The following is a 24,310-nucleotide window of genomic DNA, read 5'->3' as shown; positions in this document are numbered from 1 at the left end:
GGACGCCCTCCCCCTACCCACTGGTTGAGGATGTATTCTCGAGCTCAGTCGACCTGAAGGCCGAGGATTTCGCGCGCCTGATGCCAGGTGGCCACGGGACGCTCGTACTTCTCGCACAGGGCCACCGTGCGCTCGACCAGTGCCGCATTGGAGGGGGCCAGGGTGTCGCGATCAAGGCGCATGTTGTCCTCGAGGCCGGTGCGCGTATGGCCGCCGGCGGCGATGGACCACTCGTTGAGCACAATCTGATTGGAACCGATGCCGGCCCCGCACCACTGGGCATCCGGCGCCAGCCGCTTCAGAGTCTCGATATAGAAGTCGAAGGTCGGCTTATCCACCGGCATGGCGTTCTTCACGCCCATCACGAACTGCACATAGAGCGGTGCCTTGAGCTTGCCCTGCTGGGAGAGGGCTACCGCTTGATGGATATGCGACAGGTCGAAGGCCTCGATCTCGGGCTTGATGTCGTACTTGAGCATCTCCTCGGCGAGCCACTCCACCAGCTGCGGTGAATTCTCGTAGACCCGGTTGGGGAAGTTGTTGGAGCCCACCGAGAGGCTGGCCATATCAGGCTTGAGCGGCAGCATGCCGCCGCGCTCCTCCCCCGCGCCGGAGCGGCCGCCGGTGGAGAGCTGGATGATCATGCCCGGGCAGTGCTTCTTCAGACCTTCCATCAGCCGTCCGAACTTCTCCGGATCGGAACTGGGCGTCTGGTCCTCATTTCGCACGTGGCAATGGGCGATGGTGGCCCCGGCCTCGAAGGCCGCCTGGGTGCTCTCGACCTGCTCCTCGATGGTAATGGGAACCGCCGGATTGTTTTCCTTGCGCGGCAGACTGCCAGTGATGGCAACGCAGATGATGCAGGGGTTCGACATGTTGACCTCAGTTCACGCCATGGCGCGACAGATTGAGTAGTTTTAATTGATGGACCGAGATGAAAGTTCGCAAAGCGAACATAGATTTGCATTACGAACAATCTATGCCTATTTCTGGCTATCGTCAAACCCCTCGCCGGTGTGCGACCAAAAAATGCCGCATGGCGAACTAAGGTTCGCCATGCGGCTTCGTGATAGAGTGTTGAGTTGATGGAAAAATTCGAGGAGAGGATACCGATGCCACATGACGACAAGGATGATGCACTGGCATCCGATAACCGCGATTTCGTTACCGCTCTGGCCAGCGGGCTCGAGGTAATCCTGGCCTTCGACGAGGCGCACCCGCGCATGACGCTCAGCGAGGTGGCCGCGCGTACCGGCATGAACCGCGCCCGCGCCCGGCGTTTCCTGCTGACCTTGCATGCGCTTGGCTACGTGCGCAAACAGCAGCGCGTCTTCGAGCTGGCCCCCAAGGTGTTACAGCTGGGGTACGCCTTCCTCTCCGCCAACGACTACCGTAGCGTGATTCAGCAGGTCCTCGAGGAGATCACCAGCGAATCGGGGGAATCCTCCTCCCTGGGTGTGTTGGACGGCGACGAGGTCACCTACGTGGCGCGTTCCTCCTCACGCCACCGACTGATGGCCATCACCCTCTCGGTGGGGACGCGTCTTCCGGCGGCGCATACCTCCATGGGCCGCGTGCTGCTGGCACAGCTGCCCGATGACGAGCTGGATGCCTGGCTCGCACAGGTAGAGCTGAAGCAGCACACCGACAAGACCATCACCGACAAGACCAAGCTGCGTGAGTGCATCCTCGAGGTACGCCAACAGGGCTACGCCATCGCCGACCAGGAGCTAGACTCCGGCCTGCGCTCCATCGCAGTGCCGGCCTTCGATGCCAACGGCAAGCTGCTCGGCGCCATCAACATCAGCACCAACGCCGCACGGATCAGCCACGCCACCCTGATGGAGACCTACCTGCCCCTGCTGCAGGAAAAGGCCCGGATGATTCGCAGCAGCGTCAGCTGACCTTCAAGAGGCATCTGCCAGCAACAGCGAGAGCATCAGCGCCAGCCGCCTAAGCAGGATGTCCATCGCACCCCTCCCCTTGAATACGCCCGACATCACCCGCATCTCTTCTTGAAATCCACCCAGACTTGGACGCTTCCATCATGCCTATCGTCGATCCGCGCACCGGCGAGCCCCTCGCCCCCGACACGCCCGCTGGCGCCAACGGCACCGCCCCTGCTGCCGCTGCCACCGGCGAAGCACCCGAGGTGATCGTCGACGCCGACGCCAGTAATATCCAGCAGCTGCTGGAGCTCTCCATGGAGGTGCCGGTCCTGCTCGACTGCTGGACACCTCGGAGCGAACCCAGCAAGACGCTGACGCCGGTACTGGAAAAGCTCGCCCTCGCATACCAGGGCGCCTTTATCCTGGCCAAGCTCAATATCGACGAGAACCCGGAGATCGCTGCACAGCTCGGCGTGCGCTCGGCACCCGATGTGAAGTTGATCAGCCAGGGTGGACTGGTCGACCATTTCCAGGGCGCACTGCCCGAGAAGGAGGTGCGAGAGTGGCTGGGGCGTTACTTCCCAGCCCCCGAGGACGCGCCGATCAGCCCTGAGGAGCAGGCCGCCGAGGCGCTGGCCGCCGGCGACGCGGCCACCGCTCGCACCCTCTATGAAGAGCTCGTGCAGCAGAATCCCCAGCACTACCCCTACCAGGTGGCGCTAGCCCGAGCCCTGGTGGCCGAGGGCAACGCCGCCGACGCCCGCGCGCTACTCGACAACCTCCCCCCCGAGGAGCGCGATGCGCCCCCGGCTCGCGGCGTGCGCGCCAGCATCGAGTTTGGTGAGGAAGCCCCCAGCGCCGAGGCGCTTGCCGCCCTGGGCGAGCGCGACGACAGCGAGGCGCAGTACCTGCGTGCCCTGCGCCGGGTGGCCGACGGCGATTACGAGACGGGCCTCGGCGCCCTGCTGGCGCTGATGAAGGCCGACCGCGCCTACGGCGACGACGCGGCCCGCAAGGCCCTGCTGAGGGTCTTCGATGCCCTGGGCGCCGACCACCCGCTGACGGTCAGCTACCGCCGCAAGCTCTTCGCTCTGCTCTACTGAGGTCAGCCTGCCAGCACTTCGTCCAGGCGTGCCAGCGCCGCCTCCAGCTGAGTCGCGGTGGTGCCGAAGTTGAGCCGCGCCAGGCCCGGGGCGCCAAAATCGGCGCCGTCGGAAAGCGCCACCGCGGCGCGCTGTAGCAGCGTCTGCTGAGGGGAATCGACCCCTGCCAGGGCCGGAGACTGGCGCAGGTCTAGCCAGGCCAGATAGGTGGACTCCGGCGCGCTCATGACCACCCCCGGCCAGCGCGCCACCCGCTCGACAAGCGTCTGCCGATGGCCGCGCAGCACCTCCAGCAGTGCCTGTCGCCAGGGATCGCCTTCTGCGTAGGCCGCCTGGGCCGCGACCAGCCCCAGCACGTTGCCGTCGGGCGTCAGACCCTTGGCCGCGGTGGCGAAACGCCGACGAAGCGTTGGGTCGGAGATCACTGCGCAGGCAGTGGTCAGCCCCGCCAGGTTGAAGGTCTTGGAAGGCGCCCACAGCGTCAGGGTGCGCGCAGCAAGTGCCGGTAGCGCGGCCGCCAGCGGCACGTGCCGGGCACCCTCATCCAGCAGCAGGTCGCAGTGAAGCTCGTCGGAGACCACGATGAGATCGTGGCGCTCCACCAGCTCGGCCAGCCCTGCCAGTTTGTCACGGGTCCAGACCCGACCGGTAGGGTTGTGGGGGTGACACCAGAGCAGCAGCCGCGTGCGCGGGGTGATCGCCGCTTCCAGCGCCTCGAGATCGAGGCGCCAGGGGTCGCCCGGTGCGCTAGGCTCGGCCATGGCCGCCTGCTGGGGCATGCGTCCGGTGCGCTCGGCGACCCGCAGGAAGGGCGGGTAGATAGGTGTGATGGTAAGCACCCCGTCGCCCGGCTCGGTGAGCGCCAGGCTGGCCAGATGCAGCGCCGGCACCACGCCGGGCAGCCACAGCTGCCAATCGGGTTCAATGCACCACCCGTAGTGGCGCTCGCTCCAGGCGCAGAGCGTGTCCCGCAGTGAATCCGGCACCTGCCCATAGCCGAACACCCCGTGGTCAACGCGTGCGCGAAGCGCCTCCAGCACCGCCGGTGGCGAAACGAAGTCCATATCGGCCACCCAGAGCGGCAACACGTCGTCCCCATAGCGGTGCCACTTCTGGGACGGCCAGTGGGACTGACGACCACCTGCCGGATGCCGACGCTCCACGGGCGTGGCAAAATCAAATGCCATGTTTCACTCCTCTCGCTTCATGACGATGCAATGACCAGGACAATGCAATGACCAGAACGATGCCCCAGGACGGCTTTTATGCCAAGGTGCGTCGCGGGCTGCCCCCGCTGATCGGCCAATGGCAGGCCCTGGGCCAGGGCGATGCCGATCGCCTGGCGCTGATACTCGCCGAAACGGCACGTGTGGCCAAGCTGGGTCAGCCGGAGACGACCCCGAGCGGTGCCACCCTGGCGGCCTGGGCCGAGCCAGGGGCCGGTGACGAGATCCCGCTATGGGCGGCTCGCACCGCCGCCTTCCTGCTGGTACAGATGCCCGCTCGGCCGCTCCCGAAAAGCGACGACGAGTGCTGCGCCTGGGCCTACTGCTGGCTGCGCAATCGTGACTTCAGCGACCACGAGAGCGCCGAGGCCGCCCTGCCTGGCCACCTGCGCGGGCCGCTGGCCTTACCCCTCAAGGCAGCCTGGCTGGACCGCCAGGGCCTGCGGCTCATCTAGCGCCCCTGGCGTCGCTTGGGTGCCCGCTTGGGCTTGAAACCAGCGGGTTTGCCGGCCAGCCATTCGACGAAGGTACCGATCTCCGGGTGCGCCATCAGCGCCTCGCGACTGCGATAATGGTCGGCCAGTTCGCGTTCGGACAGCACCGCGTGGATATGCTTGTGGCAGGGATGGCATAGCCACAGGATGGCGGTCAGCCGCTCCACCCGCTCGAAGCGACGCCGATAGCGCGCCTTGCCGTGCAGCGAGCGCGGAATCAGATGATGACGGGTCAGCGGTGACTCGCGACCGCACAGCTCGCAGCCATCGGGACGCGGCGGCGGGGAAAAAACATGGCCGGTCATAGGGGCCTCCGGCAGCTGGACACTCCCTGAAAGGATAAGGAAAACGAGATGGAAGTTCCCCTGAGCTGGCAGTTGGCCAAGCTGGCGGTATCGATCGGTATGGTGCTGGGCCTCGGCGCCATCGCCGTACGCGTCAGCCCCCGGGTGGCCGGGCTGCTGGCCGGCTACCCGCTGGGCACCGCCATCGCGCTGTTTTTCATCGGCCTGGAGCTCTCCACAGGCTTCGCCGCCGAGAGTGCGGTGCACACCCTGGCCGGTTTTACGGCCACCCTGGCGCTGGGCGGCGGCTACCTTCTGGCCGGACGCCGTCCGGGCCTGCCGGGCGTGGCGGCCGGCACCGCAGCGGGCCTGGCCGCCTTCCTGGCGGTGAGCATGCTGCTCACCCGAGTAGAGTTCGACCGTCTCAGCGGTACGCTCACCACTCTGGCGGCCATCGCGCTGTTCAGCTGGCTCTACCGACGGGTGCCGGACAGTGCTGCACGCCCCTCAGGGCGATTCTCCTGGGCCGCACTGGGCGTGCGCGCCCTGCTCGCCGCCGCGATCATCTTTGCCATCACCGGCATGGCCCACTTCCTCCCAGCGGCCTGGGCCGGGGTGATGGCGGCCTTCCCGGTCACCATGTATCCCTTCCTGGTGATCCTGCACCTGACCCACGGTCCCGGTCCGGTCGCCACGGTGATCAAGCACTACCCGGCGGGGCTCGGCTCGCTGCTCAGCTACACCCTGTGCGTATCGCTGGCCTATCCCGTGCTGGGTCTCGGGCTCGGCACCCTGGCCGGCTTCGCCGTGGCCACCCTGTGGCTGCTGAGCTGGACCCGGCTTCAGGCGTGGCAACATGCCAGGCGCTCCCCCAGACTTGACCGAGCGCTTGCTTGGGGCAAAGCTGTCGTGCCCGTAGGAAATACAACAAGGAGCCCCTGCCATGTTTACCCGCACCATCGAGCCCGCTTTCTACGACACCGACGCCCTGGGTCATATCAATAACACCCGGCTGCCGGCCTGGTTTGAACTGGCCCGCAATGACATCTTCCGGCTCTTCACGCCGGATCTGGACCCCCGCAAGTGGCGGCTGATGCTGGCGCGTATCGAGGTGGTTTACTTTGGCGAACTGCAGTACGGCAGCGAGATCGAGATCCGCACCTATATTTCACGCCTGGGCAACAGCTCCTTTACGGTCTCCCAGGAGGCCTGGCAAGCTGGAAAGATGACCAATCTAGGCCGCACCGTTATGTTGCAATTCGATCACCAGGCCAAGAAATCGATCCCCATCGACGGAGAGCTGCGCGAGGCATTGGAAGCCCACGTTCAGGAGGAGCCGGTCACCGCATGACCCCCGCCGTGAAGCAGCTGGAAACGGCCGGAGTTGCTTTCCGCCTGGCCGAGTATGAGCACGATCCGCGCACGCCCGCCTATGGTGAGGAAGCGGCTCGGGCGCTGGGCCTCTCGCCCCATGAGGTCTTCAAGACTCTGCTCGCCAAGCTGGATGACGGCCGGCTGGCGGTGGCCATGGTGCCGGTCTCGCACCGGTTGGACCTCAAGGCGTTGGCCCGCGCCGCCGGGGCCCGCAGGGCCGCCATGGCCGAGGCCGAAGAGGCTCAGCGAGCCACGGGCTACGTGCTGGGAGGCATCAGCCCACTGGGCCAGAAGCGTCGGCTGCCAACCCTTCTGGACGAGAGTGCCCAAGGGTTGCCGACGATTCACGTCAGCGGCGGCCGCCGCGGACTGGAGATCTGTCTGGCCCCCACCGATCTGATGCGCCTCCTCGACGCGAAGCTTTTCCCGCTCGCCAGGCAATGAGCCCGCGAGCCAAATGGCGCCCCGCGCTGTCACACACCCGTATGGCCGTTAAGGCCGATGTTCGATTCCCGATTCCCGACAGGAGGTGGTCATGGCCATCCGCTACGATCTCTGGCTGGACCCTGACAACGTCGACCGGCACCGCGCCGTGGAGTCAGGCCTGATCCGCTTCTTTGTCGAGCGCTTTGCCGACTATCCCCACATCCGCTTGTTCGGCGCCGACCCCTACGATTATGATGCGCCGTTCAATCGACTCTATGACGTGCTGATGGCCCGGGGCGCCGACTACTGCGAGCGGGAATGGCGCTATGCGCCTACCCCCGAACAGCTCAATCGCGCCTTCTTCCTGGCCGTCGGCCAGTCCAACAAGTTTCTACGAGACCCCGACGATGGTGATCCGCAACGATCAGACTCCTGACGAGCGCCAACTGGCGATCATCACCGCGCAGCTGGGTCGCGCACCGCGCGGCATCGAGACCCTGGCGGCCACCGACAGCGAGGGCACTCCGCTGGTGCTTCGCATGGCACCCATTGTCGACGGCAAGCCCTTCCCTACCCTCTTCTGGCTCTGCTCCGAGCGGCTAAAGGTGGAGATTTCACGCATCGAGGCCGTCGGCGTGATCAAGCAGCTGGAGGCGCGCCTGCAGGAGGAGCCCGACTTCCTCGCCGCGTATCACGCGAGCCACCGCGACTATGTGGCGGCCCGCTGGCGCAATATGAGCGCGGCACAAAAGGCTGAGATAATGCGGCTGGGCTATGATGGCGTCCTCACTGAGCGCGGGATCGGTGGCATCGCCAACTGGGACCAGGTGCGCTGCCTGCATACCCAGTATGCCCATCACCTCTGCGGCGACAACGTCATCGGACAGTGGATGGACGACGTGTATGGTGTGGCCGACTGCCTGCCCGGTGGGTCCCGACCCCATTCCCCCTGATCATGAAACGCCCAACTCTCATCGCCCATCAAGGAGCTCCCGATGTACGTCGATACCCATGTCGTTGCCAGCCTGGTCCTGATCGCCAGCATGTTCGTGATCACCGGCGTCGGCATCAAGCTGCTGCGCCAGGCCATGAAGCGCGACGCCGAAGCCACGCGCTGAGCCACCGGTACCGGTCAGCGACACTGGCGAAGAGCGCCCCCGCCAAGGAGAAGAGCATGCCAAGATTCTGCGTCTATCTGGGCTCACGAGATGGCCATGACCCTCAGTTCCTCGAGACCGCCCGCGAGATGGGTCGCGAGCTAGCTCGTCGCGGCCATAGCCTGGTCTATGGTGGCGCCCGCATCGGCCTGATGGGGGCTCTGGCGGATGCCACCCTGGCCGAGGGCGGCGAGGTGATCGGGGTGATGCCGGACCACCTGGTGGAGCGTGAACAGGCCCACCGCGGCCTTACCGAACTGGTTCGTGTGCGCAACATGCACGAGCGCAAGGCCAGCATGGCCACCCATGCCGACGCTTTTGTGGTGCTGCCCGGCGGCATCGGCACCCTGGAGGAGTTCTTCGAGGTCTGGACCTGGCACTACCTGGGGCTCCATGACAAGCCCATCGGCGTGCTCGACAGCGCCGGCTTCTACCGCCCACTACTGGCTTTTCTGGACAGCACCGTGGAGCACGGCTTCCTCAACGCCCGAACCCGGGCCGAGCTGTTCGACGCCGCTGAGCCGGGCGAGCTGCTGGATATCCTCGAGGCGCGCCTTGCCGAACCGGCCTGACGGACCGGGTCAAACGTCGTCGACCAGCTCGCGGGTGCGCTGGTAGGTGAGCTGCAGCAGGCGAGCGTCCTCGCTGGCGCGATGCCGGCGAATCCCCATTTCGGCCACCAGCGCCTCGCGGGTAGCATGCCAGAGGACAAGCTGTTCCTCGCTGAGCAACTTGCGCAGCGCTTCCAGGCGGAAAGCCGGTAGCATGCCGGCGTGATGGAAAAGCAGCGACAGCCAGGTATTGTCGTAGCCCCAGCTGTCGCTGTAGGCGATGCCTAGCTCATCTAGTTCGTCGTTGAGCCAGCGCGCCACCTGTCGCACCGGGTGCCCCTCACGATGCAGACGCGCACGGCTGATACCGTGCAAAAGTTCGGCCTTGGGATCCCAGTGTGTCCATTCAGGCAGGGGGAGGATCAGAAAGGCACAGCTACTGCCGTCGGGGCGGGCCAGGCCGACCTCAATGGGGTAGCTGCCGCGTCCGAACCCGGACGCCTCGATATCGAGCAGTGTCGGTAGCGTCACGAGAGCGCTGATCCTCGAGGCCGAAGCGTTTGAAGGGGGCTTAATCAAGGGAGTGGGCTGGCGCCACGCCCGGCGTCGGCCTAGTGTCGCGTCTCGGCTTCGCCGCTGTCCAGCTCATCGCCCAGGCCGATGGCCTGATCGGCCAGCTGTTGCCAGTGGGTAGCGCGCTCGTTATCCAAGGGCAGGCCAAGCTGGCCCTCGCGGTAGGCGCGAGCCAAGCGGGCGGCAGCCAGGGGATGGCCTTCCTCACCCGCGCGCGCATACCAGGTCACGGCGTGATCGTCGCGGCTCGGGTAGAGGGCACAGCCGTGCTCGTAGATCTGGCCGGCCTGATACTGGGCGCGGACATCTCCTGCGTGGGCTGCCTCCAGCACGTAGCGAGCACCGCGGGCCTTGTCCTGAGGCGTCAGACCCCGGTGGAAGAGCATATGGCCGTAAACGGAAAGCGCCGGCGGATGCCCAGCATTGGCGCAGCGCTGGAAAAGATGCATGGTCAGACGCTGCGTACGCCGCGAGCGGGGGAGCCAGCGAGTATGAAACAACTGCTCCGCCAGGCGGTATTCGAGCCGGGTGAACAGTGATGATGCCTGTATCATGGCCAGTTACCGGGTCCTGTTGGTGCGAAAAAAGGACGCTGGCACCACCCTGTGCGCGGCGTCTGCTCTGTGCGGAAACCTGAGCGCTTCCAAGCTTCTTAAAGCGGAAACGGCGGCCAGCATACGCCCGCCCCGCCCGGGACTCAACCCTGGCCATTTGCCGCCCCTGCCGAGCTCCCGCTACCATGCCGGTTTGTACATTCGCAGATCCGGCAATGGAGTAGAGCATGCAGACGCGACCGCTGGGCACCACCGGCATCGAGGTTAGCCGCCTGTGCCTGGGCACCATGACCTTCGGCGAGCAGAACAGCGAGGCCGAGGCCCATGAACAGCTCGACCGAGCCGTGGCCTTCGGCATCAACTTCATCGACACCGCCGAGATGTATCCGGTGCCGCCGAAGGCAGAGACCCAAGGCAGCACTGAACGCTACATCGGTAGCTGGCTGAAACAGCGCGGCAGCCGGGACGACGTGATCATCGCTACCAAGGCGTCGGGGCCCGGCCTCGAGCATATTCGCGGCGGCCCGCGCCTGACCCGTGAGCACCTCCGCCAAGCCATCGACGAGAGCCTCGCTCGCCTGCAGACCGATTACGTGGACCTCTACCAGCTGCACTGGCCGGAAAGGAAGGCCAACTTCTTCGGCAAACTGGGCTACCCATACGACGAGGACGAGGACACCACGCCACTGGAGGAGACCCTCGCCGCTCTCAAGGAACTGGTGGATGCCGGCAAGGTTCGCGCCATTGGTCTTTCCAACGACACTCCCTGGGGGGTGATGCGCGCGTTGCAGCTGGCCGAGACACACGACCTGCCGCGGGTCGCCTCGGTGCAGAACCCCTACAACCTGCTTAACCGCACCTTCGAGGTGGGCCTCGCCGAGATCGCCCATCGCGAGCAGGTGGGCCTGCTGGCCTACTCGCCGCTGGCCTTCGGGGTGCTCTCCGGCAAGTACCTGAAAGGTGCTCGTCCCAAGGGCGCGAGGCTGACCTTGTTCGAGCGCTTCCAGCGCTACACCAACCCCCAGGCCGAGGCCGCCTCCGCCGAGTATGTGAAGATTGCCCGCGATGCCGGGCTGGACCCGGCGCAGATGGCGCTCGCCTTCGTCAATTCGCGCCCCTTCCTGACCAGCAATATCATCGGCGCCACCAGCATGGAGCAGCTCGAGAGCAACCTGGAGAGCGAGTCCCTCAAGCTCCCCCATGACGTGCTCGAGGCCATCCAGACGGTGCATCAGCGCCAGCCCAACCCGGCTCCCTGACCCGGGGCTCGACTACCGAACGCCCCACCGGGCTATCGCCACGATAGCCCCTTGGCCGGGGCGCCCTTGGTATACTTCAATCCTACATAACGTATCAGGAGCGCCCCTATGCTGAGCGTGATCTCGCCCGCCAAGACGCTGGACTTCGAGACCCCGGCCAACACCGCCATGCACACCCAGCCGGACTTTCTCGACCGCAGTCGCGAGCTGATCGAGATCCTGCGCGAGGTTTCCCCCCAGCGGCTCTCCGATCTGATGGGCATCAGCGACAAGCTGGCCGCCCTCAACGCCGCGCGCTTTACCGAGTGGCGCACCCCCTTCACCCAAGAAAACGCAAAGCCTGCCGCCCAGGCCTTCCAGGGTGACGTCTACATGGGGCTCGAGGCAGACACCTTCAGCGATGATGACAACGCCTTCGCCCAGGAGCATCTGCGCATCCTTTCCGGGCTTTACGGCCTGCTGCGTCCGCTCGATCTGATCCAGCCTTACCGCCTGGAGATGGGCATCAAGCTTGAGAACCCGAACGGCCGAGACCTCTACGCCTTCTGGAGGAGCACCCTTACCGAGGAGCTCGACCGCGCAGTGGCAAAGAGCGGCAGCCCGACGCTGGTCAACCTGGCCTCCAACGAGTATTTCAAGGCGATCGACCCGAAGACGCTTCAGGCGCGGGTGATCACCCCGGTGTTCAAGGACGAGAAGAACGGCAAGTTCAAGATCATCAGTTTTTACGCCAAGAAGGCGCGCGGCCTGATGGCAGCCTGGATGATTCGAGAGCGCCTGGACGACCCGGAGGGGCTCAAGAACTTCGACATGGCCGGCTATTCCTACAGCCCGGCCATGAGCGAGGGCGACACCCTGGTCTTTACTCGCCCCGAGGGCGCCACCTCATGAAAGGCACCGCCTCGCCTAGACAAACACCAGCGGCCGCGCCGAACGGCCCTTGAGGAAGCGGCGGTGGGCTTGCTTGAAGCGTTCGTCGTCGCAGCGGTGCAGCCACTCGTAGGCGACCATGTCGGCGCTGACCGGCACCGCGCCGGCCTGCACCATGCGTTCCTTGGCCAGCCGCGCCTCGGCAGACCGCCGACTGGCACAGGCCTCAACGAGCCAGTAGACCTCGTAGCCCGCTGCCAGCAGACCGAGTCCCGTCTGCATCACGCAGATATGCGCTTCGGTGCCACACAGCACCACCTGGCGCTTGCCGCTCTCCGCCAGCGCAGCGGCAAACGCCGGATTACCGCAGGCATCGAAGGTCACCTTCTGCCACAGGCGATGATCCGGCAGTGCATCCAGCAACCGCGGTTCGCTCCCGCCCAATCCGTCGGGATACTGCTCGGTCACCCACACTGGCACGTCGATCGAGCCGGCCAGGCCGCCCAGCCAGGCCGACTCGGTCACCGCCTGTTCGCCGTGCTCTATCACCGGCAGCAATCCCGCCTGCAGGTCAACGATCAACAGCAGGCTCTCCTCTCGCGTCAGACGCATGGCGTGGTCTCCTCGTGCTTGTTATCAGTTTTTATGGTGCTCCCCAGCATAGCCGGTAGAATGATTCGATTCGATCTTCCCACCGCCTACCCAGACCAATATCGGAGGCATTTCTGATGCGACACCTGCTTGTTATGCTTGTTGTTGGGCTCTTTACCCTCGGCCCGGCGCTGGATTACGCCGAGGCCCGTCGTATGGGCGGCGGAGGCAACGTCGGCAGCTTTTCCCGCTCGGCTGACCGCCCTGCCGCGTCACCCAACCAGGCCGCTCCCGCCCGCCAGGGTCAGCAGGGGGCCGCGGCCGGTTCGCGCATGCCTGGCATGATGGGCGGCCTGCTCGCCGGTGGCTTGCTCGCCGCGCTGTTCTTCGGCGGCGCCTTCGATGAGCTGCGTTTGACGGACATCCTGGTGATGGCCGGTCTGGCCTTCCTGCTGTTCCGTCTCTTTGCACGTCGTCGTCCAGCACTGGCTGGCAGCGCCGAGCGCGAAGGTCCTGCACAGCCCCAAACGGCCCAGTCACAGCCGACCCAGCCCCAGGCCTTCCAGGCCTTCCAGGCCAGCGATTCGCCGGGTGGCAGCGCCGCCTTCGCCAGCGAGCCGGCGTGGTTCGACCGTGAACGCTTCCTTGGCGGCGCCAAGGAGCATTTCATGACGCTGCAGCGCGCCTGGGATAACAATGACTTCGCCGGCATTCAGGAGTACGTGACCCCGGAGCTCTACAACCTGCTGCGGACGGAGCGCGACAAGCAACCGGCCAACAACCGCACCGAAGTGGTGAGGCTGTTCGCCGAGCTGGGCACGATCGAAGAAGTCGGCCGGCAGGCTGAAGCCACCGTGCTCTTCCACGGCATTCTCGACGAGAACGGCGAGCAGAACGAGTTCAACGAAACCTGGCACCTGGTCCGGGACATGCGCGACGGCGCGCCCTGGTACGTGCAGGGTATCGAGCAGAACGAACAGACCCAGTAACGTGTCGGCGCAGAAAGGCCGGGCGATCATGCCCGGCCTTTTTGTGTCAGCTATCAGTTACCTTGGACAGAGTCCTGGATCGACTCGCCCATCTCCTCGACGCCTTCGCCAGCATCATCCATGGCGTTATCGATCTCCTGACCGGCCTTCTCTGCGGGGCCTGGCTCGTCCTGGCAGCCCACCAAGCCCGCCGCCAGCATGCCAACCAGCAGCACCAGACCAAGTTTCTTGAGCATATCGTGTGTCATGGAGCGTCTCCTCCTGAGCCGTTTCCTGAAAAAGCGCAGCTCGATACGGTGAGCTCATCGCCACTTGAATGACGCGACTAACGACTTATCTTGACCGACTACCCGCCTGATTTCAAACACATGTTTTATCTTCGCAGCCGCCTTTACCCCTGCCGGGCCCATGACGCCGCCGCAGAGCGGGTGCTATGATCGATGGCCTGATACCTAATAACCACTCGTAGACATCAACAGCACAACGAGGAACCCGGCTTGTCACATTTACCGGTGATCGTCGGCATGGGCGGCGTGAATCCCGCCGGCAGAACCTCGGGCCACCAGGCGTTTCGCCGCACCGTGCTCGACGCCCTGTCCGAAGACGACCAGGCCCGCACCCTGCTGGGCCTGGCGGCCATGATGCGCCTGGCCAGCGGCCAGGAAGACGGCAGCTGGAAGGATGCCACGGGCCAGTCCCTCGATGCGGCCGCCATTGTTGAGCAGACCCGGCAACAGGTGCTCGACCACACCCTGATCCGCCGCATCGAGGACCCCCGCTTCAACGACGAAGGCCTGCCCGCCAATCGCCGGGCCAGCCTCGCGCTGGACGCACCCCTGACTTTTCGCATCCGTCGGCGTCAATTGCCGGACGACCTGCCACCCACCTGGCAGGTACGCGACCTGGACCGCCATATTCGGGAAGTCACGGTGCCCGCCGGCAACATGGACGTGATGTTGCCCGAGACCCGCCCAGCCCAGGTTCGCACCGCCGGTCAGCTGCCCAGCGGCTTCGAGCCCAGCAAGCTTTATCATAGCGTGCACCACCCTCGCGGGCTCTCCATGGCGATTTTCGCCGCCAGCGACTGCCTCGGCGACAGCGGGCTCTCCTGGGATCAGATCCGCGATCGGCTAGACCCGGACGCGGTTGCCGTCTACGCCGGCAACTCCATCGGGCAACTGGATGATGAGGGTTGGGGCGGCCTGCTCAAGAGCTTCGTCTCCGGCAACCGGGCCACCTCCAAACAGATGCCGCTGGGCTATAGCCAGATGCCCGCTGACTTCCTCAACGCCTACGTGCTGGGCAGCGTGGGCGGCACCGGTGCTGCGCTGGGTGCCTGTGCCAGTTTCCTCTATAACCTCCGCCTGGGCGTTGACGACATCCAGGCCGGGCGACGCCGGGTGGTCATGGTAGGCACTGCCGATGCGCCGGTGACCCCTGAGATCATCGAGGGCTTCCGCGCCATGGGTGCCCTGGCCGATGACGACAGCCTCAAGGCGTTGGACGCCCTCAGCCTGCTCACCGACGCCGACTATCAGCGCGCCTGCAGGCCCTTCGCTCGCAACTGTGGATTTACCATTGCCGAGTCCAGCCAGTTCGTGATGCTGATGGACGACAGCCTGGCCATGGAAGTGGGCGCCGAGATCCTCGGCAGCGTGCCCGGTGTCTTCGTCAACGCCGACGGCTGGAAGCGCTCCATCTCCGCCCCTGGCATCGGCAACTACATCACCCTGGGCAAGGCGGCCTCACTGGTGCGAGAGATACTCGGCGAAAAGGCGCTGCGACGGCGCACCTTTCTCCACGCCCACGGCACCAGCACCCCCAAGAACCGGGTCACCGAATCCCATGTCTTCGACCTGGTCGCAAGGGCCTACGACATTCATGACTGGCCAGTGGTGGCGGTCAAGGCCTACATAGGCCACTCCCAGGGCAGTTCTGCCGGCGACCAGATTGCCAGCGCCCTGGGCAGCTTTGCCCACGGCCTGCTGCCCGGCATCGCCACTCTGGACGCCGTGGCCGACGATGTTCATGCCGAGCGTCTGGTGCTGTCCCGAGAGACTCGCCCCTTTGCTGCCGATGCCGCCTTCATCAACGCCAAGGGGTTCGGCGGCAACAACGCCACCGGCGTGCTGTTCTCTCCGGCGGTGACCGAGCGCCTGCTGATGGCGCGCCACGGCGAGACCGCCGTGACCGCCTGGCAGAACCGGCGCGAGGCCACCCGGGAGGCTGCCGCCGACTACCGCCGCCGCTCAGATCTGGGCCAGTTCACCGTCCGCTATCGCTTCGGCGAAGGGGTTCTGGAGGGACACGAGCTCATCATGAGCGACGAGCAGCTGCAGATTCCCGGCTATTCGCGCCCCGTTTCCATGACGGTGGACAATCCCTACGGACGACTTCCGGACGCTGAAAACCGATGAACATTGCCGTCTATCCCGGTACCTTCGACCCTCTGACCAAGGGCCACTTCGACCTGATAGAACGCGCCTCACGGCTCTTCGACAAGGTGGTGGTGGCCATCTCGGCCAGTCCCGCTAAAGGGCCCGCGCTGGATCTCGACACCCGAAAGCGCTTGGCACGAGAGATCACCGAGGGTCTTGGCAACGTCGACGTCATCGGTTTCTCGGGGCTTCTTACCGACATGATGGCCGAGCAGCGGGCAAACGTGATTCTCAGGGGACTGCGGGCCGCCTCGGACTTCGAGTACGAGTTACAGCTGGCCAACATGTATCGCGCACAGGCCCCGGAACTGGAGAGCGTCTTCCTCACCCCGGCAGTGGAGAATTCCTACATCTCCTCCACTATCGTGCGCGAGATCGCCAAGCTGGGCGGCGACATCTCCCAGCTGGTCGATCCCAGGGTCGCCGCGGCGCTGAAGAGCCGTTATAATACCTGACCATTAGCATCGGGTTTTCTCTCCGCATCCAGTCCGGCGGACATTTGACCCATGCGCCCGACCAGAATTTCCGTGAGGTATTCACCATGGCCCTGATGATCACCGACGAGTGCATCAACTGCGACGTCTGCGAGCCTGAATGCCCCAACGGCGCCATCTCGCCGGGGGAAGAGATCTACGTCATCGACCCTAACCTGTGTACCGAATGCGTCGGCCACTATGACGAGCCCCAGTGCCAGCAGGTTTGCCCGGTAGACTGCATTCCCCTGGATCCGGAGCGCAAGGAGAGCCGCGACGAACTGATGGCGAAATACCACGTCATCACCGCGGCCTGAGCCCAGGCGCCCACCACACCACTGTGCTTTAACCGCGTAACGCCCTGCTTATCAGCGGGGCGTTATGCGTTAAGCCCTCTCGAATCAGGGAACGTGTCTGTCGGTCTCCCTCGCCCTGAGCTCCTGGCGAGGCAAACTGGTAGTACAACCCAGACAACGCGCAAAAGTGGCTCTTGCTGGCGTCATGACCAACGTTTCGGCAGCGCCTTCCATGTTCCCGCCCATCGCAGAAAAGGGCATCGAAACGATGAAAAGCGCAGTGCCTCCCAGCATTGCGGCTGCCATCAGGGGGCGGACCACCACCGCATCCACCATCATTGCCCCACCGCTGGGTTGGGCTTCCAACCGCTGTCTTGTCTCCGCAGCAGCCGGCAGGCTGAGGAGCATAGTGCCCAGCACTGCGCCAAGGACGGTTGTGAAAAACGTTGTCCGTTTCATATTGATCCCCTTCATGAATTCACCCCGCTCTAACGGCTATGGCTTTGTAAAGGCATTCCATACCAGGTTCCATACCACCAAGGTAACCTGCACCGTTCAACCGCCGAAGCCACTACGAGCAGGATAGCTGCTCAGCCGCCGGTTGCACCCGATCATAAGGTCCGACACGATAGCCGGCTCATCTTCTGGGGTTGCTGCAGTGCTCCGATCCAATTCTTCCACTCCCTCCCAGCCCGACGCTTCCCACGGTCGCATCTGGACCCTGGCCTGGCCGATCATTCTATCGAATATCACCGTGCCACTGCTGGGCCTGGTGGATACCGCGGTGATGGGCCACCTGCCGGACTCCCGCTACCTGGCCGCGGTGACCCTGGGCGCCACCCTGTTCAGCTTCCTCTACTGGGGTTTCGGCTTCCTGCGCATGGGCACTACCGGACTCACCTCCCAGGCGGTGGGCCGCGAAAACGACAGCGACGTGCGCAACCTGCTCGGCCAGTCGCTATTGCTGGCGTGCGTGATTGGCACTCTGCTGATCCTCTTCTCGCGCCCACTGATCGCCCTGGGTCTGTGGCTGCTGGGCGGCAGCGAGGTCGCCACGGCACTTGCCGCCGAGTATGCCGAGATCCGCATCTTATCGGCGCCTGCGGTGCTGGCCAACTACGCCATTCTCGGCTGGTTCCTGGGCCAGCAGAACTCCCGGGTCACCCTGGCCATTCTGGTGCTGACCAATGGCGTCAATATCGTCCTTGACCTGCTGTTCGTGGTGGGGCTAGGCATGACCACCGACGGCGTGGCCTGGGCCACGGTGATCGCCGACTACTCCGCCCTGGCCCTAGGCCTATGGCTGGTGTCGCGGCAGCTGAGGCTTCTTGAAGGGCACTTCCTGCGCAACCGGTTACTGGCTCTGGCCGCCTACGGCGAGCTGTTCGTGGTCAACGCCAACCTCTTCGTGCGCACCCTGGGGCTGCTGTTCGCCATGGCCTTCTTCACCTCCCGTGGGGCGGCCCAGGGCGATACCGTGTTGGCCGCCAACGCCGTGCTGTTGCAGTTCATCATGCTCACCAGTTACGCCCTGGACGGTTTCGCCCATGCCGCCGAGGCCATCGCTGGCCGCGCGGTGGGGCGCCGCCGCTGGGACGAGTTCGGCCAGGCGGTGAAGAGTGCCGCCTGGTTCTCGCTGGCCACTGCCGGGGCGGCAGCCCTGACCTTCGCCCTCGGCGGCCAGTGGCTGATCGCCCTGCTCACCGGCCTGCCGGAGGTGCGCGAGACCGCCGCCACCTACTTACCTTGGATGGTGGTAATGCCCCTGATCGCGGTGTGGAGCTACCTGCTGGATGGCGTCTTTATCGGCGCAACAGCGATCCGCGAAATGCGCAACAGCATCTTCGTCGGGCTGGCCGCCTACCTGCCCACCTGGTGGCTCACCCAGGCGCTGCTGCCGGAATCGCTCACCAACCACGGCCTGTGGTTCGCTTTCACCCTGTTTGCCGTCGCGCGTTCGGCGGTACTCGGCGCCTACTATCTGCACCACCGCCGTAGCGTCTGGCACGACTAGGCTGTTAAGGAGTGCCGGGAGACAGCTCCGATACACCCATACACCCGCCCCTGCGTTGGCGGGCCGGGTGGCGCAAGCCCATGAAGTTGCGTTACTTTCTGCATGACACGCCAAGCTCGATAAACGACGACAGCGGATCGCTCTCGTAACGCTCTCGCAGCGATCCCAAAACAGTCTTAAATAAACAGGGAAATTCCCATGCTCAAGGCTCTCTCAAGGCCAGCCGTCAAGCTGGTCGACCGCTATTTGCCAGACCCCTACATCTTTGTGCTGCTGCTGACCCTGATCGCCGCGGTGGCCGCCATCGCCGTGGAGCGCCAGACGCCGCTGGCGGTAATGCGCATGTGGGGGGATGGCTTCTGGAACCTGCTGACCTTCTCGATGCAGATGCTGCTGGTGCTGGTCACCGGTTTCATGCTGGCCAGTTCGCCTCCGATAAAGAAGCTGCTGCAGCGTCTCGCCGCGCTGGCCAAGGGCCCCGGCGGCGCCATCCTGCTGGTGACCTATGTGTCGCTGGCGGCCAGTTGGATCAACTGGGGTTTCGGCCTGGTGGTGGGGGCTCTGTTCGCCAAGGAGCTGGCCCGCCTGGTCAAGGTGGACTATCGGCTGCTGGTGGCCAGTGCCTACTCCGGCTTCGTGGTGTGGCACGGCGGCCTGGCCGGCTCGATTCCTCTGACCATTGCCACCGACGGCCACTTCACCGCCGACCAGATCGGTGTGATCGGCACCGGCTCCACCATTTTTGCTTTCTTCAACCTGGCTATCGTGGCGTGCCTGTTCATTACCATCCCGCTGGTCAACCGCCTGATGCTGCCCGACGACAAGGAAAGCGTCTACGTCGATCCCAAGTTGCTGGCTGACGAGGACGAGGCCCAGTCGCGCATCCGCCGCCCCGCCGACCGCCTCGAGAACAGCGTGATCCTGGCCTGGCTGGTGGGTATCCCGGGCCTGATCTACCTGCTGGACCACTTTTTCCTGCGCGGCGGCGGGCTGAACCTTAACATCGTCAACTTCCTGTTCCTGTTCCTGGCCATCGTGCTTCACCGCACCCCCCGCAGCCTGCTGATCAGCCTGAACGAGGCAATCAAAGGAGGCTCCGGCATCGTCATTCAGTTTCCCTTCTACGCCGGCATCATGGCGATCATGGTGCAGTCGGGCCTGGCGGCCACGATGTCCGAGGCGCTGGTGTCATTCGCTACCGAGACCTCGCTGCCGTTCTGGTCCTTCATCAGCGCGGGCATCGTTAATCTCTTCGTGCCCTCCGGCGGCGGCCAGTGGGCCGTGCAGGCGCCGGTCATGCTGCCCGCCGCCGAGGCACTGGGTGTGGATATCTCGCGGGTTGCCATGGCGGTAGCCTGGGGCGACGCCTGGACCAACCTGCTGCAGCCCTTCTGGGCCCTGCCGGTGCTGGCCATCGCCGGCCTCAAGGCGAAAGACATCATGGGCTTCTGCCTGATCCAGCTGTTCATTACCGGGGCGGTCATCGCCGTCGGCCTGACCTGGTTCTAACGCTTTTCCCAGGCCAGAGGAATAACGCCTTGTCTCCCGGTTGGGACAAGGCGTTATGCTGTCAGGAAAAACCACAAGGGAAGGACCGATGGACGAACACGCCCTACCCGGTCAGCACGAGCTCTCCATGACCGTGCTGATGACCCCCGACATGGCCAACTTCAGCGGCAAGGTCCACGGCGGTGCCATCCTCAAGAAGCTCGACGAAGTGGCCTTCGCTTGTGCCAGCCGCTATTCGGGCCACTATGTGGTCACCCTCTCGGTGGACCAGGTGCTGTTCAAGCAACCCATCCACGTGGGCGAGCTGGTGACTTTTCTGGCCAGCGTCAACCACGTGGGTCGATCCTCCCTGGAGATCGGCATCAAGGTATTGGCGGAGGATATCCGTCAGAAGGTGATCCGCCACACCAACAGCTGCTACCTGACCATGGTGGCAGTCGACGACAAGGGACAGCCCGCCCGAGTGCCCCCACTGGCGCTGACGACACGCCTGCAGAAACTGCGCTTCGAGAAGGCGGCGCTTCGCAAGAAGCTGCGCAAACAGGCAGAAGAAGAGGAGCGCCGTACCCAGGCAGAGCACGACAGCGACAATCCGGATCTGGCTACCAAGGGTTAACCACAGCCGATCTCGGATATGACATCGCCCTCATCCAGGCGGACATTGAGGCGATCCGGGCGATAATCGAGGGTAACCGCCTCACCGGGGCGGATCACCCGCATCGCCGCGGCACCGCTCTCGGCGCGTATCGCCTCGCCCAGGACCAGGCTGAACTCACGTCCCACTCGGTCCTGCACCTGGGCAGCACCGCATTCCCCGCGGGATACCACCAGGGGCGGCGGCGGGGCCGATTCGTGAACGGGCGGGGAGGTCAATCCGGCACAGCCGGCCAACAGCAAGCCAGCAATGACGGTGGGGAACAGCTTGAAGGACATGGCCTTTTCCTCTTCCTTGATACAAAGGCCGGAACGGGTCGCCCCGGTCCGGCCTGCGGCAGACCCGTTCGCTGGATCAGTCGGTGGAGCGCTGTATCGCCTCGCCACCACTCTCGATGTCCTCCCCTGCACCACGAATAGTGTTGCAGCCGGAGAGCAGCGAGAGGGTGAAAAGCGACAGCAGCATGATGGCCATGGTGCGTTTCATTGGATTGGCTCCTTGCCTGTGGATCTTGGGTACCCTCATGCAATCTAGCACCGCCAGCATCGAATTGCCGGGTTATCCCAGCAAGAGGCGCAGAATGATCGCGATGATGACCGCGACGGTCAGCCATTTCACCACAAAGGCTCCGCGCGGGCTCATGTTGACCTTCACCGCCAACCAGGCCCCACTCATGCTGCCGGCGGCCAACACCAGGCCATAGTTCCAACGCACCTGGTCGTTAAACAGGAAAATTGCCAGGGCCGGGAACGTATAGATCAGCACGATCAACACCTTGAAAACGTTTACCTGGGCCAGGTCGATCTTCAACATGCGGTAGAGCACCACGATGAACAGGATGCCCACCCCGACCTGAATGAAGCCGCCGTAGAGCCCGATAAAGAACATGGCCAGGTAGACCGCCGGAGTGAGCCGCTCGGGTGTAAGCGGGCGGGTGTCCAGCCGCGGCTGTGGTAGCAGCATCAGCACCGCCGAGCCTGCCATCACCGCAATCAGGATCGCCTCGAAGAGAGCGTCACCGGTCTGCAAGGCCAGCCAGGCACCTGCCAGGGAACCAACTACCGCGGGCACCGAGAGCCGCAGCGACAGGCCCACGTAGCGCGCCCCGGCGCGGAAGAAACTGGTGACCGCCGAGATGCTCTGCAAAACGATGGAAACGCGATTGGTTCCGTTGGCTGCCTGAGGAGGCAGGCCCAAAAACATCAACAGCGGCAGGGTGAGCATCGAGCCGCCCGCCGATAGCACGTTGATGAAGCCCGCTACGGCCCCGATCATCAGCAGCGCCAGGCCTTCTAACAGTGTCATGGAGCCTCCTCATCACGACGTCCGGTCAAGGGGGCGCCGAGCATAGCCGCGGCGGTGAGAAAACTCGAGCCGAGTAAGATATGGCATGATGCCATATCACTGACCTGCATGAGGAAAGGACATGGAAGACGCCGCACTCGATGAGCGCCTGGAGGAAGACAGCTACCCCGTCACCGAGCTGCCGCTGTGCCAGCTGCGCCTGATGGACGACAAACGCTATCCCTGGCTATTGCTGATCCCTCGGCGGCGCGGAGTCAGTGAGATATTCGACCTGGATGAGGCTGACCAGCAGCAGCTATGGCGTGAGGCCAGCCGCATCGGTCAGGCTCTCAAGGAGTTCCTGGGGGCCGACAAGCTCAACGTGGCCAGCCTCGGCAACGTGGTGCCCCAGCTGCACGTGCACCTGGTGATACGCCGCGAGAGCGACGAGACCTGGCCGGGGCCGGTATGGGGACAGGGCGAGTCTCGCCGCTACAACCTCGACGAGCTCGCCGCCATGCGCGACCGGGTGCTGGCCCTGGTAGAGGGACTCGACCTCAAGGCCGATTGACGCTCCGCTTAGCCGCCGAAGGGATGGCGACTCGGCGCTGGCTCGGTCGGGGCGCTGCGCGATGGCGGCTCGCCCAGCAGCGGCGCCCCGGAGGGTTGGTTGACGCCGGTCACCGCCAGTGAAGCACCCAGCGCCACAATAGCAAGGCCGCCCGCCAGGGAGGCCCAGCCGAACAGGCGCCCAGCGCGCTGGGCCTGCTCCTGGCTGGTCAAGCGTCGCTCCGCCCAGCCCCGGGCATAGACGCTGGCCAGCGCCAGGGCGGAAACCGTCAGCGCCGTACCCAGGGACATCACCATCACCGCTGCCACCCCCACCGCGAAGTGGCCTAGCAGGGTCGCCGCCCCCAGCAGCAGCACCGCCCCGCTGCAAGGGCGGATGCCGATGGCCACGACCGTGGCCAGGGCGGTGCGCCAGTCGCCAGCCCGCTGGGGATCCACATGATGGTGGCCGCCGCAGCACGCGTGGCCATGCACGTGGCCGTCATGATGACCATGATGCTCGTGCGTCGGATCCGCGGCGTGTGCCTGGAGCGCCGACGGCTGTCGGCGCAGTTGTCGGATCGCCCGCAGGCAGAGCCAAACCCCCAGCAGCGCCACCATCACGAAGCTGGCCTGCTCCACCCACACCACGCTCCCCATGGCCTGGCGTGTCAGCCAGCCCAGGCCGTGCACCAGCACCACCACCAGGGCAATGGCCACCAGCCCCTGCAACAGCGAAGCGGCGAAGGAAAGCCCCAGCGCCCGGCGCCGGGCACCGCCCTGGGAGATCAGGTAGGTGGAGAGTACCGCCTTGCCGTGACCTGGCCCGGCGGCGTGAAAGACCCCGTAGCCGAAGCTGATGCCGAGCAGAGTCGCCCAGGCAGCCGACGACTGCGCGCCGGAGAAGTCGCTGATGGCAAGCGTCAGGGCGCGATGGAAACTACGCTGCCAGGCCACCAACTGCAGGCTCAGACCCTGCAGCGCCGGCTGCAGCAGCTGCCAGGCCAGCAGGGCGATCAGCAGCACACCCGCCAGGCCTATCAGACGCCATACCGTTACCGACATGTCACCTCTCCGGTCTCGGCAAAGTGGCGCCCAAGCCCCGGCTCGGCGGCATCGTCGACGTCCAGCATGGCGGCCTGCATGACCTTCTCGGGGTCCGGATCGGCTGGCCGAATACGGGTCTCGCACGCCAGCGCACCGCCCACCAGCAGAGCATCGTCCGCCGGCTCGCGATTCTCCTCTTCGTGGACCATCTCGATGTAATAGGTGGGATCAAACACCTGATAGCGAAGGGTCTGACCGGCCAGCGGCTGCGGTTCGGCCAGGGGCAGCAGAAAGATGAACTCGACCCGGCCACCACGCTCCAGCACGGTATAGTCGTTGACCTCATCGAAGCTCAGCTTCTCGCCTGCCAGGGTCAGCTCGGTGTAATAGCCGTAGGGCACCAGGTTGTCGCGGATCTCGATGCCGAGCTGATCCAGAGCTGCGTCTAGGCCGCCATCGTCGCCGACCTGACCGAGCTCCTCCAGCACCACCAGGCTGTAAAAAGGATCCATGCGCCAGGATTGATGCAAACCGGTCAGTTGGCCATCGTCGTCCACCACAAGGCGCATGCGCAGGTCGATCCAGCCGTGGGGGTGGGCGTGGACCAGGCCACTCATGGCCAGGCAAAGCAGCCCCGTGGCGGCCAGGCCGAGATGTCGTTGCAGATTATCGAACATGGCGTCTCTCTGGTTTTCCTTGCCTTTT

General features: G+C 64.8%; 32 protein-coding genes. 20 read left to right on the top strand and 12 right to left on the bottom strand.

The features are described from left to right. Positions 1 to 44 precede the first annotated feature (44 nt). Positions 45 to 875: a BKACE family enzyme gene (locus ACFODV_RS12160; protein WP_379759727.1), complete on the bottom strand. Its 831-nt coding sequence runs from the start codon at positions 873 to 875 to the stop codon at positions 45 to 47. 237 nt (positions 876 to 1,112) lie between these two features. On the opposite strand from ACFODV_RS12160, the gene ACFODV_RS12155 reads away from it, so the two are divergent. Beyond that, a complete protein-coding gene (locus ACFODV_RS12155) occupies positions 1,113 to 1,904 on the top strand; it encodes an IclR family transcriptional regulator domain-containing protein (RefSeq protein WP_379759724.1) in 792 nt (263 codons plus the stop codon). 143 nt (positions 1,905 to 2,047) lie between these two features. Next, positions 2,048 to 2,992 carry a co-chaperone YbbN gene (locus ACFODV_RS12150; protein WP_379759721.1) on the top strand — a complete coding sequence of 315 codons (945 nt, stop codon included), beginning with the start codon at positions 2,048 to 2,050 and terminating at the stop codon, positions 2,990 to 2,992. A gap of 2 nt (positions 2,993 to 2,994) precedes the next feature. Here ACFODV_RS12150 and ACFODV_RS12145 read toward each other — a convergent pair whose 3' ends face one another. Then, complete coding sequence (locus tag ACFODV_RS12145; protein WP_379759718.1) at positions 2,995 to 4,179, bottom strand: MalY/PatB family protein; 1,185 nt, start codon at positions 4,177 to 4,179, stop codon at positions 2,995 to 2,997. A gap of 59 nt (positions 4,180 to 4,238) precedes the next feature. Here ACFODV_RS12145 and ACFODV_RS12140 point away from each other — a divergent pair, with 59 nt between their 5' ends. Beyond that, entirely contained in the window at positions 4,239 to 4,673 is a 435-nt protein-coding gene (locus ACFODV_RS12140) for a hypothetical protein (RefSeq protein WP_379759765.1), read from the top strand. Here ACFODV_RS12140 and ACFODV_RS12135 read toward each other — a convergent pair. Next, the gene (locus tag ACFODV_RS12135; protein WP_379759715.1) at positions 4,670 to 5,017 is read right to left on the bottom strand and encodes a hypothetical protein; all 348 of its coding nucleotides are present in this window, start codon (positions 5,015 to 5,017) and stop codon (positions 4,670 to 4,672) included. The two genes, ACFODV_RS12140 and ACFODV_RS12135, sit on opposite strands and share 4 nt — an antisense overlap. Positions 5,018 to 5,065: 48 nt before the next feature. On the opposite strand from ACFODV_RS12135, the gene ACFODV_RS12130 reads away from it, so the two are divergent. From ACFODV_RS12130 to ACFODV_RS12100, 7 genes are all read left to right on the top strand, one after another. Further along, on the top strand, positions 5,066 to 6,001 hold the full coding sequence (locus tag ACFODV_RS12130) for a hypothetical protein (RefSeq protein ID WP_379759712.1): 936 nt from the start codon (positions 5,066 to 5,068) through the stop codon (positions 5,999 to 6,001). Then, positions 5,940 to 6,347, top strand: coding sequence for an acyl-CoA thioesterase (locus tag ACFODV_RS12125; protein WP_379759709.1), 408 nt, complete (start codon positions 5,940 to 5,942; stop codon positions 6,345 to 6,347). The genes ACFODV_RS12130 and ACFODV_RS12125 overlap by 62 nt, the downstream gene beginning before the upstream one ends. After that, entirely contained in the window at positions 6,344 to 6,814 is a 471-nt protein-coding gene (ybaK, locus tag ACFODV_RS12120; protein WP_379759706.1) for a Cys-tRNA(Pro) deacylase, read from the top strand. The genes ACFODV_RS12125 and ybaK overlap by 4 nt, the downstream gene beginning before the upstream one ends. 91 nt (positions 6,815 to 6,905) lie before the next feature. After that, positions 6,906 to 7,232: a hypothetical protein gene (locus ACFODV_RS12115; protein ID WP_379759703.1), complete on the top strand. Its 327-nt coding sequence runs from the start codon at positions 6,906 to 6,908 to the stop codon at positions 7,230 to 7,232. After that, positions 7,204 to 7,749, top strand: coding sequence for a DUF501 domain-containing protein (locus tag ACFODV_RS12110; RefSeq protein ID WP_379759700.1), 546 nt, complete (start codon positions 7,204 to 7,206; stop codon positions 7,747 to 7,749). Before ACFODV_RS12115 ends, ACFODV_RS12110 begins: the two co-directional genes overlap by 29 nt. A gap of 42 nt (positions 7,750 to 7,791) precedes the next feature. Next, positions 7,792 to 7,914, top strand: coding sequence for a hypothetical protein (locus tag ACFODV_RS12105; RefSeq protein WP_379759697.1), 123 nt, complete (start codon positions 7,792 to 7,794; stop codon positions 7,912 to 7,914). A 56-nt stretch (positions 7,915 to 7,970) separates the two neighbouring features. After that, on the top strand, positions 7,971 to 8,525 hold the full coding sequence (locus ACFODV_RS12100; protein WP_379759694.1) for an LOG family protein: 555 nt from the start codon (positions 7,971 to 7,973) through the stop codon (positions 8,523 to 8,525). Positions 8,526 to 8,534: 9 nt separating this feature from the next. On the opposite strand, the gene ACFODV_RS12095 is transcribed toward ACFODV_RS12100, so the two are convergent. Both ACFODV_RS12095 and ACFODV_RS12090 read right to left on the bottom strand, forming a co-directional pair. After that, positions 8,535 to 9,035 carry a hypothetical protein gene (locus tag ACFODV_RS12095; RefSeq protein WP_379759691.1) on the bottom strand — a complete coding sequence of 167 codons (501 nt, stop codon included), beginning with the start codon at positions 9,033 to 9,035 and terminating at the stop codon, positions 8,535 to 8,537. Between the two features lie 80 nt (positions 9,036 to 9,115). Continuing rightward, a complete protein-coding gene (locus tag ACFODV_RS12090) occupies positions 9,116 to 9,631 on the bottom strand; it encodes a tetratricopeptide repeat protein (RefSeq protein WP_379759688.1) in 516 nt (171 codons plus the stop codon). 227 nt (positions 9,632 to 9,858) lie between these two features. Here ACFODV_RS12090 and ACFODV_RS12085 point away from each other — a divergent pair, with 227 nt between their 5' ends. Further along, positions 9,859 to 10,890, top strand: coding sequence for an NADP(H)-dependent aldo-keto reductase (locus ACFODV_RS12085; RefSeq protein ID WP_379759685.1), 1,032 nt, complete (start codon positions 9,859 to 9,861; stop codon positions 10,888 to 10,890). Positions 10,891 to 10,998: 108 nt separating this feature from the next. Next, positions 10,999 to 11,781, top strand: coding sequence for a peroxide stress protein YaaA (gene yaaA / locus ACFODV_RS12080; RefSeq protein WP_379759682.1), 783 nt, complete (start codon positions 10,999 to 11,001; stop codon positions 11,779 to 11,781). A 15-nt stretch (positions 11,782 to 11,796) separates the two neighbouring features. Here the strand turns inward: yaaA and ACFODV_RS12075 are convergent, their stop codons facing one another. After that, positions 11,797 to 12,372, bottom strand: coding sequence for an isochorismatase family protein (locus ACFODV_RS12075; RefSeq protein WP_379759679.1), 576 nt, complete (start codon positions 12,370 to 12,372; stop codon positions 11,797 to 11,799). 116 nt (positions 12,373 to 12,488) lie between these two features. Here ACFODV_RS12075 and ACFODV_RS12070 point away from each other — a divergent pair, with 116 nt between their 5' ends. Further along, positions 12,489 to 13,340 carry a Tim44 domain-containing protein gene (locus tag ACFODV_RS12070; protein ID WP_379759676.1) on the top strand — a complete coding sequence of 284 codons (852 nt, stop codon included), beginning with the start codon at positions 12,489 to 12,491 and terminating at the stop codon, positions 13,338 to 13,340. Positions 13,341 to 13,393: 53 nt separating this feature from the next. Here the strand turns inward: ACFODV_RS12070 and ACFODV_RS12065 are convergent, their stop codons facing one another. Then, the gene (locus ACFODV_RS12065; RefSeq protein WP_379759673.1) at positions 13,394 to 13,588 is read right to left on the bottom strand and encodes a hypothetical protein; all 195 of its coding nucleotides are present in this window, start codon (positions 13,586 to 13,588) and stop codon (positions 13,394 to 13,396) included. A gap of 276 nt (positions 13,589 to 13,864) precedes the next feature. On the opposite strand from ACFODV_RS12065, the gene ACFODV_RS12060 reads away from it, so the two are divergent. From ACFODV_RS12060 to ACFODV_RS12035, 6 genes are all read left to right on the top strand, one after another. Continuing rightward, a complete protein-coding gene (locus tag ACFODV_RS12060) occupies positions 13,865 to 15,757 on the top strand; it encodes a beta-ketoacyl synthase (RefSeq protein ID WP_379759762.1) in 1,893 nt (630 codons plus the stop codon). After that, on the top strand, positions 15,754 to 16,233 hold the full coding sequence (gene coaD, locus ACFODV_RS12055) for a pantetheine-phosphate adenylyltransferase (protein WP_379759670.1): 480 nt from the start codon (positions 15,754 to 15,756) through the stop codon (positions 16,231 to 16,233). Before ACFODV_RS12060 ends, coaD begins: the two co-directional genes overlap by 4 nt. Positions 16,234 to 16,319: 86 nt before the next feature. Continuing rightward, on the top strand, positions 16,320 to 16,568 hold the full coding sequence (locus ACFODV_RS12050; RefSeq protein WP_379759760.1) for a YfhL family 4Fe-4S dicluster ferredoxin: 249 nt from the start codon (positions 16,320 to 16,322) through the stop codon (positions 16,566 to 16,568). Between the two features lie 637 nt (positions 16,569 to 17,205). Next, on the top strand, positions 17,206 to 18,561 hold the full coding sequence (locus tag ACFODV_RS12045) for an MATE family efflux transporter (RefSeq protein WP_379759667.1): 1,356 nt from the start codon (positions 17,206 to 17,208) through the stop codon (positions 18,559 to 18,561). Positions 18,562 to 18,759: 198 nt separating this feature from the next. Continuing rightward, positions 18,760 to 20,070 carry a short-chain fatty acid transporter gene (locus ACFODV_RS12040; protein ID WP_379759664.1) on the top strand — a complete coding sequence of 437 codons (1,311 nt, stop codon included), beginning with the start codon at positions 18,760 to 18,762 and terminating at the stop codon, positions 20,068 to 20,070. Between the two features lie 88 nt (positions 20,071 to 20,158). Further along, a complete protein-coding gene (locus ACFODV_RS12035) occupies positions 20,159 to 20,686 on the top strand; it encodes an acyl-CoA thioesterase (protein ID WP_379759661.1) in 528 nt (175 codons plus the stop codon). Here the strand turns inward: ACFODV_RS12035 and ACFODV_RS12030 are convergent. The 3 genes from ACFODV_RS12030 to ACFODV_RS12020 all read right to left on the bottom strand — a co-directional run bounded on the left by ACFODV_RS12030 (position 20,683) and on the right by ACFODV_RS12020 (position 22,030). Then, positions 20,683 to 21,003 (bottom strand): I78 family peptidase inhibitor, encoded by a 321-nt coding sequence (locus ACFODV_RS12030; RefSeq protein ID WP_379759658.1) that lies wholly within the window; start codon positions 21,001 to 21,003, stop codon positions 20,683 to 20,685. The genes ACFODV_RS12035 and ACFODV_RS12030 overlap by 4 nt on opposite strands. 76 nt (positions 21,004 to 21,079) lie before the next feature. Then, positions 21,080 to 21,211, bottom strand: a complete 132-nt coding sequence (locus tag ACFODV_RS12025; RefSeq protein ID WP_379759656.1) for an entericidin A/B family lipoprotein — start codon at positions 21,209 to 21,211, stop codon at positions 21,080 to 21,082. 72 nt (positions 21,212 to 21,283) lie between these two features. Continuing rightward, the gene (locus ACFODV_RS12020; RefSeq protein WP_379759653.1) at positions 21,284 to 22,030 is read right to left on the bottom strand and encodes a sulfite exporter TauE/SafE family protein; all 747 of its coding nucleotides are present in this window, start codon (positions 22,028 to 22,030) and stop codon (positions 21,284 to 21,286) included. 121 nt (positions 22,031 to 22,151) lie between these two features. Between ACFODV_RS12020 and ACFODV_RS12015 the strand changes: the two genes are divergently transcribed. Continuing rightward, positions 22,152 to 22,580 (top strand): HIT family protein, encoded by a 429-nt coding sequence (locus tag ACFODV_RS12015; RefSeq protein ID WP_379759650.1) that lies wholly within the window; start codon positions 22,152 to 22,154, stop codon positions 22,578 to 22,580. Between the two features lie 8 nt (positions 22,581 to 22,588). Here the strand turns inward: ACFODV_RS12015 and ACFODV_RS12010 are convergent, their stop codons facing one another. Beyond that, positions 22,589 to 23,623, bottom strand: coding sequence for a nickel/cobalt transporter (locus ACFODV_RS12010; RefSeq protein WP_379759647.1), 1,035 nt, complete (start codon positions 23,621 to 23,623; stop codon positions 22,589 to 22,591). Continuing rightward, a complete protein-coding gene (locus ACFODV_RS12005) occupies positions 23,614 to 24,282 on the bottom strand; it encodes a DUF1007 family protein (RefSeq protein WP_379759644.1) in 669 nt (222 codons plus the stop codon). The genes ACFODV_RS12010 and ACFODV_RS12005 overlap by 10 nt, the downstream gene beginning before the upstream one ends. Positions 24,283 to 24,310: the final 28 nt, after the last annotated feature.

This window comes from Halomonas tibetensis (genome assembly GCF_042643535.1).
GTDB lineage: Bacteria > Pseudomonadota > Gammaproteobacteria > Pseudomonadales > Halomonadaceae > Halomonas > Halomonas tibetensis.
The sequence above is the reverse complement of the archived record's forward strand: the minus strand, read 5'-3'. Positions and strand labels throughout refer to the sequence as shown.